The sequence below is a fragment of the Actinomadura sp. NPDC048032 genome (assembly GCF_040653175.1).
Lineage (GTDB): Bacteria > Actinomycetota > Actinomycetes > Streptosporangiales > Streptosporangiaceae > Spirillospora > Spirillospora verrucosospora.
Window position 1 is genome coordinate 1 of record NZ_JBEZJP010000348.1, and the last position, 9,211, is coordinate 9,211.

Consider the following 9,211-nt stretch of genomic DNA (forward strand, 5'->3'; position numbering starts at 1 on the left):
GTGGCGGGCGGCGCGACCTTCGCGGCGTTCCCCGGCTGGTACGCGAGCATGTTCTCCCTCGACACGGTCACGGGTCCGCTCGATCTCCACCTTGGAGATGCCCGCCCGGTCCATGCCCTTCTGCAGCATGCGCCGGATCTGGACGTCTTCCTTGACGTAGTCCTTGTAGAGCTTGTCGGCGAACCACACGGACTTGTGGTCGGTGGTGATGCCGAGCCGGAACCCGTGCGGGTTGATCTTCTGACCCACTACCGGGCCCTCCTCGTCTTCTTACCGCCGCCGGACGCGGCCACAGCGTCGTCTCGCGACTCCACGACCACGGTGATGTGGCTCGTGCGCTTGTTGATGCGGTAAGCCCGGCCCTGGGCGCGGGGGCGGAAACGCTTCAGCGTCGGCCCCTCGTCCACCCACGCGCGACTGACGACGAGCGTCCCCGAGTCGAGCTTGAAGTTGTGCTCGGCGTTGGCGATGGCACTCGCCAGCACCTTGCCCACCGGCTCACTCGCAGCCTGGGGGGCGAACCGCAGCACCGCCTGAGCCTCCGCGGCAGGCAGGCCGCGGATGAGGTCCACCACGCGGCGGGCCTTCCTGGGCGTGACGCGGATGAACCGCGCCTGGGCCCTGGCTTCCATCGCTGTTCCCTCTCTCCTACGTGCTAACTGCTCTGCCTGCTCAGCCTCGGCGGCTGCGGCGGTCTTCCTTGACGTGGCTGCGGAACGTCCGCGTCGGCGCGAACTCGCCGAGCTTGTGTCCCACCATCGAGTCGGTGATGAACACCGGGACGTGCTTGCGGCCGTCGTGCACGGCGATCGTGTGACCGATCATGTCCGGCACGATCATGGAGCGCCGCGACCACGTCTTGATGACGTTCTTGGTGCCCTTCTCGTTCTGCACGTCCACCTTCTTGATGAGGTGGTCGTCCACGAACGGGCCCTTCTTCAGGCTACGTGGCATAGCGAGCGACTCCTACCGCTTCTTCTTGCTGCGACGACGGACGATCAGCCGGTCGCTCGACTTGTTCGCCTGGCGAGTGCGGCCTTCCTTCTTGCCGGCCGGGTTGACCGGGTGCCGGCCACCGGAGGTCTTGCCCTCACCACCACCGTGCGGGTGGTCGATCGGGTTCATGGCCACGCCGCGGACGGTCGGGCGCTTGCCCTTCCACCGCATGCGGCCGGCCTTGCCCCAGTTGATGTTCGACTGCTCGGCGTTGCCGACCTCGCCGACCGTGGCGCGGCAGCGCACGTCCACCATCCGCATCTCGCCGGAGGGCATACGCAGCGTGGCGTACTTGCCCTCCTTGGCCAGCAGCTGGACGCCGGCGCCCGCGCTGCGGGCGATCTTGGCGCCGCCGCCGGGGCGCAGCTCGATGGCGTGCACGACCGTACCGGTCGGGATGTTGCGCAGCGGAAGGCAGTTGCCCGGCTTGATGTCCGCGCCCGGCCCGTTCTCCACCCGGTCGCCCTGGCGCAGACCGCGCGGGGCGAGGATGTAGCGCTTCTCGCCGTCCGCGTAGTGCAGCAGCGCGATCCGCGCGGTGCGGTTCGGGTCGTACTCGATGTGCGCGACCTTGGCCGGGACGCCGTCCTTGTCGTGCCGGCGGAAGTCGATCACGCGGTACGCGCGCTTGTGCCCGCCGCCCTGGTGCCGGGTCGTGATGCGGCCGTGGTTGTTGCGGCCGCCCTTCTTGGGGAGCGGACGCAGCAGCGACTTCTCGGGCTCGCGGCGCGTGACCTCGACGAAGTCGGCCACGCTGGACCCGCGACGACCCGGAGTCGTCGGCTTGTAATTACGGATGCCCATCTTTTTCGTTCATCCCTTGTCTGTCTTCGGGACGACCTGGCCTGTCTAGGCCGGGCCGCCGAAGATGTCGATCCGCTCGCCCTCGGCCAGGCTGACGATGGCGCGCTTGGTGTCCTTGCGCTTGCCGTAGCCGAACCGGGTGCGCTTGCGCTTGCCCTGCCGGTTGATCGTGTTCACGCTCGTCACCTTGACGCCGAACACCGACTCGACCGCCTGCTTGATCTGGGTCTTGTTGGCGTCCGGGCGGACGACGAACGTGTACTTGTTCTCGTCCAGCAGCCCGTAGCTCTTCTCCGAGACGACCGGCGCGATGATGATGTCGCGGGGGTCAGCGATCTTGTTCATGTGCGACCCTCCTCACTTCTTCTTCGCGCGCGAGACGAACTCGTCGTACGCCGTCTTCGTGAAGACGACGTCGTCGTTCACCAGCACGTCGTACGTGTTGAGCTGGTCGGAGACGATCACGTGCACGCTCGGCTCGTTGCGCAGGCTCTTCCAGGTCACGTCGTCCTCGCGGTCCAGGACCAGCAGGACGCGCTTGGCCGCGGTGATGTCGCGCAGCGCCTTCAGCGCCGTCTTCGTCTTCGGGGTGTCGCCCTCGATGAGGCCGTCGACCACGTGCACCCGGCCGAACCGGGCGCGGTCGGACAGGGCCCCGCGCAGCGCGGCGGCCTTCATCTTCTTGGGCGTCCGCTGCGAGTAGTCCCGCGGCTGCGGGCCGTGGACGACGCCGCCGCCGGCGAACTGGGGCGCGCGGGTCGAGCCCTGACGGGCGCGGCCGGTGCCCTTCTGCCGGTACGGCTTCTTGCCACCGCCGGAGACCTCGCCCCGGGTCTTGGTGGCGTGCGTGCCCTGGCGCGCCGCGGCCAGCTGCGCCACCACGACCTGGTGGATCAGCGGCACGCTGGTCTTCGCGTCGAAGACCTCGGCGGGCAGTTCGATGTCGAGCTTCGAAGTCACTTGCCCGCTCCCTTCACTGCGTCGCGGACCAGCACCACGCCGCCGTTGGGACCGGGAACCGCGCCCTTGATGAGCAGCAGGTTCTTCTCCGCGTCGATGGCGTGGACGGTCAGGTTCTGCACGGTGGTACGGGCGTTGCCGTGCCGTCCCGCCATGCGGAGGCCCTTGAAGACGCGACCCGGGGTCGCGCAGCCGCCGATCGAACCCGGCGAGCGGTGCTTGCGCTGGGTGCCGTGCGAGGCGCCGAGGCCCTTGAAGCCGTGGCGCTTCATGACACCGGCGGTGCCCTTGCCCTTGCTCGTCCCGGTAACGTCGATCTTCTGGCCGGCCTCGAAGACGCTGGCGGTGATCTCCTGGCCGAGTTCGAACTCGGTGGTGTCGTCGGCCCGCAGTTCGACGAGGTAGCGGCGCGGCGTGACGCCGGCCTTCTCGAAGTGACCCGTGCTCGGCTTGTTCACCTTGCGCGGGTCGATCTGCCCGAACCCGATCTGGACGGCGGTGTAGCCGTCCTTCTCCTGGCTCTTGAGCTGGGTGACGACACACGGCCCGGCCTGGACGACGGTCACCGGAACGATCCGGCCCTCATCGTCGAAGACCTGGGTCATGCCGAGCTTCTCGCCCAGGACGCCCTTCCTCTGCGTACTCATCTCTCGGTGCGTCCCTTAGAGCTTGATCTCGATGTCAACGCCGGCCGGAAGGTCGAGTCGCATCAGCGAGTCGACCGTCTTGGGCGTCGGGTCGATGATGTCGATCAACCGCTTGTGCGTGCGCATCTCGAAGTGCTCGCGGCTGTCCTTGTACTTGTGCGGCGAGCGGATGACGCAGTACACGTTCTTCTCGGTCGGCAGCGGCACCGGGCCCGCGACCTTGGCGCCCGTCCGCGTCACCGTCTCAACGATCTTCTTCGCGGAGGTGTCGATGACCTCGTGGTCGTAGGCCTTGAGCCGGATGCGGATCTTCTGTCCCGCCATGGTGGCCTCGGTGTCCTTTGCTGTAGTGCCGCTGTTTACTTCAGTGGTCGTGACACGGCGGCCCGGTTGGGGTTGCCCGACGACCGGGCCGCCGTGTGACGAGAGGTGCTACTTGATGACCTTGGTGACGCGACCGGCGCCGACCGTCCGGCCACCCTCGCGGATGGCGAACTTCAGGCCCTCCTCCATGGCGACGGGCTGGATCAGCTCGACGCGCATCTCGGTGTTGTCGCCCGGCATGACCATCTCGGTGCCCTCGGGGAGGTTCACCACGCCGGTGACGTCCGTGGTCCGGAAGTAGAACTGCGGGCGGTAGTTGTTGAAGAACGGCGTGTGCCGGCCGCCCTCGTCCTTGGACAGGATGTAGACCTGCGCCTCGAACTCGGTGTGCGGGGTGTTCGTGCCCGGCTTGATGACACACTGGCCGCGCTCGACGTCCTCGCGCTTGATGCCGCGCAGGAGCAGGCCGACGTTGTCGCCCGCCTGGCCCTGGTCGAGCAGCTTGCGGAACATCTCGACGCCGGTGACGGTGGTCGAGGTGGACTCCGGCTTGATGCCGATGATGTCGACGGTCTCGTTGACGTTCACGACACCGCGCTCGATGCGGCCGGTCACGACGGTGCCGCGGCCGGTGATCGAGAAGACGTCCTCGATCGGCATCAGGAACGGCTTCTCGGTGTCACGCACCGGCTCCGGCACGTTCTCGTCGACGGCGTCCATCAGCTCGACGATCGACGCGGACCACTTCTCGTCGCCCTGCAGCGCCTGGAAGGCGGAGACGCGCACGACCGGGACGTCGTCGCCCGGGAACTCGTACTCCGACAGCAGCTCGCGGACCTCGAGCTCGACGAGCTCCAGGATCTCCTCGTCGTCCACCATGTCGCACTTGTTCAGGGCGACGACGATGTAGGGGACGCCGACCTGGCGGGCCAGGAGCACGTGCTCCTTGGTCTGCGGCATCGGGCCGTCGGTGGCGGCGACCACCAGGATGGCGCCGTCCATCTGCGCCGCACCGGTGATCATGTTCTTGATGTAGTCGGCGTGCCCCGGGCAGTCCACGTGCGCGTAGTGCCGGGCCTCGGTCTGGTACTCGACGTGCGCGATCGAGATCGTGATGCCGCGCTCGCGCTCCTCCGGCGCCTTGTCGATGTCCTCGAACGGCGTGAAGGGGTTGAGGTCCGGGTACTTGTCGTGGAGCACCTTGGTGATCGCCGCGGTAAGGGTGGTCTTACCGTGGTCGATGTGTCCAATGGTGCCGATGTTCACGTGCGGCTTCGTCCGCTCGAACTTGGCCTTCGCCACTGGTTGCTCCTTGTTGCGATCCTCGGCCGCCTAGACGACCGCTTCGTTTACGTCTTGGTGATCTGTGGGCAGGCCCGGGTGCTTACTCGCCCCGCGCCTTGGCGATGATCTCCTGCGCGACGTTCCCGGGAACCTCGGCGTAGGAGTCGAACTGCATGGTGAAGACAGCCCGGCCCTGGGTCTTGCTGCGCAGATCACCCACGTAGCCGAACATCTCGGACAGAGGCACGAGCGCCTTGATGACGCGCATGCCATGCCGCTCGTCCATGGACTGGACCTGACCGCGACGGCTGTTGAGGTCGCCGATCACGTCGCCCATGTTGTCCTCGGGCGTGGTGACCTCGACGGACATCATCGGCTCCAGCAGCGTGGGGGACGCCTTGCGGGCGGCCTCCTTGAACGCCATGGAACCGGCGACCTTGAACGCCATCTCCGACGAGTCGACCTCGTGGTAGGCGCCGTCCTGCAGGGTGACCTTGACTCCCACCATCGGGTAGCCGGCGAGGACCCCGAACTCCGCGGCCTCCTGGCAGCCCGTGTCGACCGAGGGGATGTACTCCCGCGGGATGCGGCCGCCGGTGACCTTGTTCTCGAACTCGTAGCCGTCCGACCCGCCGCCGAGCGGCTCCAGGTCGATGATCACGCGGCCGAACTGGCCCGAGCCACCCGTCTGCTTCTTGTGGGTGTACTCGACCTTCTCGACCTTGCGAGTGATCGTCTCGCGGTAGGCGACCTGCGGCTTGCCGACGTTGGCGTCGACCTTGAACTCCCGCTTCATCCGGTCGACGAGGATCTCCAGGTGGAGCTCGCCCATGCCCGAGATGACGGTCTGGCCGGTGTCCTCCTCCGTGCGGACCTGGAAGGAGGGGTCCTCCTCGGCCAGCCGCTGGATGGCGGTGCCCAGCTTCTGCTGGTCGGCCTTGGTCTTCGGCTCGATCGCGACGTGGATCACCGGCGCCGGGAAGTTCATCGACTCCAGCACGATCGGGTTCTTGTCGTCGCACAGCGTCTCACCGGTGGTGGTCTGCTTGAGACCCATCACCGCGACGATGTCGCCGGCGCCCGCGCGCTCGATCTCGGTGCGCTTGTTGGCGTGCATCCGGTAGATCTTGCCGATGCGCTCCTTGCGCTCCTTGACGGAGTTCATCACGTTCGCGCCGGACTCCAGGACACCGGAGTAGACGCGCACGAAGGTGAGCTTGCCCAGGTGCGGGTCGCTCGCGATCTTGAACGCGAGCGCGGAGAACGGCTCGTCCTCGCTCGGCTTGCGGATGAGGACCTTCTCCTCGTCGCGGACGGCGTGGCCCTCGATGGCCTCCACGTCCAGCGGCGACGGCAGGTAGCGGACGATCGCGTCCAGCAGCGGCTGCACGCCCTTGTTCTTGAAGGCCGTGCCGCAGGTCACCGGGGTGAGCTTCGCGGCGATCGTCGCGCGCCGGATGCCGTCGTGCAGCTGCTCCACGGTGGGCTCGTTGCCCTCCAGGTACAGCTCCATGATCTCGTCGTCGTTCTCCGCGAGGGTCTCGACGAGCTTGTCGTGCCACTCGCGGGCCGTCTCGGCGTGCGACTCGGGGATGTCGAGGGTGTCGTACATCTCGCCGAGCTTGGCCTCCTCGTTCCACAGGAGGGCCTTCATCCGGACGAGGTCGATGACGCCCTTGAAGTCGGCCTCGGCGCCGATCGGGAGCTGCAGCACCAGCGGCGTCGCGTTGAGCCGGTTCTCGATCATGTCGACGCAGCGGTGGAACTCCGCGCCGACCCGGTCGAGCTTGTTGACGAAGCACATGCGCGGCACGCCGTACCGGTCGGCCTGGCGCCACACCGTCTCGGACTGGGGCTCCACACCGGCGACCCCGTCGAACACCGCCACCGCACCGTCGAGCACCCGCAGGTTGCGCTCCACCTCGATGGTGAAGTCGACGTGGCCGGGGGTGTCGATGATGTTGATCGTGTGCTTGACGTCGTCGACGGGCCACTCGCAGGTGGTGGCGGCGGAGGTGATGGTGATCCCCCGCTCCTGCTCCTGTTCCATCCAGTCCATGGTGGCGGCGCCGTCGTGCACTTCACCGATCTTGTAGCTCATCCCCGTGTAGTAGAGGATGCGCTCGGTCGTGGTGGTCTTGCCCGCGTCGATATGGGCCATGATCCCGATGTTGCGGACCTTGGCCAGGTCTACACCGGTTTTGGTAGCCACTGCCGTCCTCGCGTCGTCTCTCGTCGTTGCAGATCCGCCGGGATTACCAGCGGTAGTGGGCGAAGGCCTTGTTGGACTCCGCCATCTTGTGCGTGTCCTCGCGCTTCTTGACAGACGCGCCGAGGCCGTTGCTCGCGTCGAGCAGCTCGTTCATCAGCCGCTCCATCATGGTCTTCTCACGCCGCTGCCGGGCGTAGAGCAGCAGCCAGCGCAGCGCGAGGGTGGTGCTGCGCGCCGGCCGGACCTCGACGGGGACCTGGTAGGTCGCGCCACCGACGCGGCGGCTGCGCACCTCCAGAGTGGGCTTGACGTTGTCGAGCGCGCGCTTGAGCGTGACGACCGGGTCATTGCCGGTCTTCTCGCGGGCGCCCTCCAGGGCGTCGTACACGATGCTCTGCGCGATGGAGCGCTTGCCGTCCAGCAGAACCTTGTTGATGAGCGCGGTGACCAGCGGCGAGTTGTACACCGGGTCAGCGATCAGCTGGCGCTTGCCAGCGGGGCCCTTGCGCGGCATCAGCTCTTCTCCTTCTTCGCGCCGTAGTGGCTGCGCCCTTGCTTGCGGTTCCGGACGCCCTGGGTGTCGAGGGAACCGCGGATGATCTTGTACCGAACGCCGGGGAGGTCCTTCACACGGCCGCCGCGCACGAGCACGATCGAGTGCTCCTGCAGGTTGTGGCCGACGCCGGGGATGTAGGCCGTGACCTCGATCCCGCTGGTCAGCCGGACACGGGCGACCTTCCGGAGCGCGGAGTTCGGCTTCTTTGGCGTCGTGGTGTAGACGCGCGTGCAGACGCCCCGGCGCTGGGGGCTGCCCTTGAGCGCGGGCGTCTTGTTCTTGGTCACCTTGTCCTGGCGGCCCTTGCGGACCAGCTGCTGGATCGTGGGCACCGCGTCTCCGTCTTCCTCGTACCGAGCCGGTAAGTCCTATTGCTGCAATCACCACCTCAGGTGAGGCTGTGACCTGCCGGTTTCCCGACCTCTCCGACCCACGCGGTCGGGCGTGTCGCCGCCCCACGGAAATTCAACCGCGCGAAACCGACACAGACCGCCCGGCCCTAACTGGGCCGAATCAAGCCGGGGAGTAGATGCGGCGCGCTGGGGCCGGCCAACCGGCCTCGCCGACACGCACGCATAGCGGCCCGCACACAGCGGGCACAAGTGAAGAGGTTACCGACCGCTCCGCCAAAGTGCAAAGCGAGGAGAAGAGCCGTGCTCGTCGCGGCGCCGCATCGCTTCGTCTCGCCTGGCGGCGCGCCGCGCGTTCAGGTTCTCGCCTCGCTCGAACCTGGCGTCGCACGGGATCGCGGGGCCCGGGTCGTCGACGGCCGGGGCGCCTCTGCTGCATTGTGACCCACGTTCCCACTTTTGGGGAAGTCGTGGAGCAGCTTTTGCGTCCCGGCCGTCTCGCGTTCTGGGAGTTTCGCGTCCTACAGGACGAAGGCGACCACCAGCACGACGATGATCACCACGGCCGCGACGGCGCCGCCGACCATCAGGAGCGTGTTCTTGCCGCCCTTGCTCTCTTCGCCGCCGTAGGTGGACGGTTGGCCGTACTGCCCCTGCTGACCGTACTGCTGGGGCTGACCGTGCTGGCCTTGCTGACCGTGCTGGCCTTGCTGACCGTACTGCTGCTGACCGAACTGCTGGCCCTGCTGCTGGCCCTGCTCGCCGCCGGGCTGGCCGAACTGCTGCTGACCATAGCCCTGCTGTTCGCCGTAGCCCTGCTGCTGCTGGCCGTACTGCTGCTGCCCGTATTGCTGGCCCTGCTGCTGGCCCTGCTCGCCGTACTGCTGCTGACCGTAGCCCTGCTGCTCGCCGCCCTGGCCGTAGCCCTGCTGCTGCTGGCCGTAGCCCGGCTGCTGCGCCTGCTGCTGGCCCCACTGCTGCTGGCCACTGCAAGATCTCCACAACCGAGCGCTACCTCCCTCCCCACCGCCGACGAAACCGCCCTAGAAGCCCAACTCGCCGAAGCCCAAGCCAAGAT

Annotated in this window: 12 protein-coding genes and 1 pseudogene; 1 reads left to right on the forward strand and 12 read right to left on the reverse strand. The window is 67.4% G+C overall.

Annotation, left to right across the window (positions count from 1 at the left end; genetic code table 11):
- From AB0C69_RS32095 to rpsL, 12 genes and pseudogenes are all read right to left on the reverse strand, one after another.
- A pseudogene (locus AB0C69_RS32095) lies at positions 1-249 on the reverse strand (hypothetical protein); the annotation flags it as partial.
- Positions 249-632 carry a 50S ribosomal protein L22 gene (rplV, locus tag AB0C69_RS32100; protein ID WP_179845945.1) on the reverse strand — a complete coding sequence of 128 codons (384 nt, stop codon included), beginning with the start codon at positions 630-632 and terminating at the stop codon, positions 249-251. The pseudogene AB0C69_RS32095 and the gene rplV, both read right to left, overlap by 1 nt.
- Positions 633-672: 40 nt before the next feature.
- Positions 673-954 (reverse strand): 30S ribosomal protein S19, encoded by a 282-nt coding sequence (rpsS, locus tag AB0C69_RS32105; RefSeq protein ID WP_089314946.1) that lies wholly within the window; start codon positions 952-954, stop codon positions 673-675.
- A 12-nt stretch (positions 955-966) separates the two neighbouring features.
- On the reverse strand, positions 967-1,800 hold the full coding sequence (gene rplB / locus AB0C69_RS32110) for a 50S ribosomal protein L2 (protein ID WP_089314947.1): 834 nt from the start codon (positions 1,798-1,800) through the stop codon (positions 967-969).
- A 45-nt stretch (positions 1,801-1,845) separates the two neighbouring features.
- Positions 1,846-2,145, reverse strand: a complete 300-nt coding sequence (rplW, locus tag AB0C69_RS32115; protein ID WP_173394922.1) for a 50S ribosomal protein L23 — start codon at positions 2,143-2,145, stop codon at positions 1,846-1,848.
- Positions 2,146-2,157: 12 nt separating this feature from the next.
- Positions 2,158-2,760, reverse strand: a complete 603-nt coding sequence (gene rplD, locus AB0C69_RS32120; RefSeq protein WP_360358728.1) for a 50S ribosomal protein L4 — start codon at positions 2,758-2,760, stop codon at positions 2,158-2,160.
- Positions 2,757-3,407 carry a 50S ribosomal protein L3 gene (gene rplC / locus AB0C69_RS32125; protein ID WP_179845942.1) on the reverse strand — a complete coding sequence of 217 codons (651 nt, stop codon included), beginning with the start codon at positions 3,405-3,407 and terminating at the stop codon, positions 2,757-2,759. Before rplC ends, rplD begins: the two co-directional genes overlap by 4 nt.
- A gap of 15 nt (positions 3,408-3,422) precedes the next feature.
- On the reverse strand, positions 3,423-3,731 hold the full coding sequence (gene rpsJ / locus AB0C69_RS32130; protein ID WP_018657599.1) for a 30S ribosomal protein S10: 309 nt from the start codon (positions 3,729-3,731) through the stop codon (positions 3,423-3,425).
- Positions 3,732-3,839: 108 nt separating this feature from the next.
- Complete coding sequence (tuf, locus tag AB0C69_RS32135) at positions 3,840-5,033, reverse strand: elongation factor Tu (RefSeq protein WP_345186962.1); 1,194 nt, start codon at positions 5,031-5,033, stop codon at positions 3,840-3,842.
- A gap of 82 nt (positions 5,034-5,115) precedes the next feature.
- Positions 5,116-7,227 carry an elongation factor G gene (gene fusA, locus AB0C69_RS32140; RefSeq protein WP_345186963.1) on the reverse strand — a complete coding sequence of 704 codons (2,112 nt, stop codon included), beginning with the start codon at positions 7,225-7,227 and terminating at the stop codon, positions 5,116-5,118.
- A 43-nt stretch (positions 7,228-7,270) separates the two neighbouring features.
- On the reverse strand, positions 7,271-7,741 hold the full coding sequence (rpsG, locus tag AB0C69_RS32145) for a 30S ribosomal protein S7 (RefSeq protein ID WP_360358729.1): 471 nt from the start codon (positions 7,739-7,741) through the stop codon (positions 7,271-7,273).
- Entirely contained in the window at positions 7,741-8,115 is a 375-nt protein-coding gene (gene rpsL / locus AB0C69_RS32150) for a 30S ribosomal protein S12 (RefSeq protein ID WP_021597495.1), read from the reverse strand. Before rpsL ends, rpsG begins: the two co-directional genes overlap by 1 nt.
- Before the next feature lie 488 nt (positions 8,116-8,603).
- Between rpsL and AB0C69_RS32155 the strand changes: the two genes are divergently transcribed.
- Positions 8,604-9,211, forward strand: a 608-nt coding sequence (locus tag AB0C69_RS32155) for a hypothetical protein (protein ID WP_360358730.1), incomplete at its 3' end; no start/stop codon positions are given.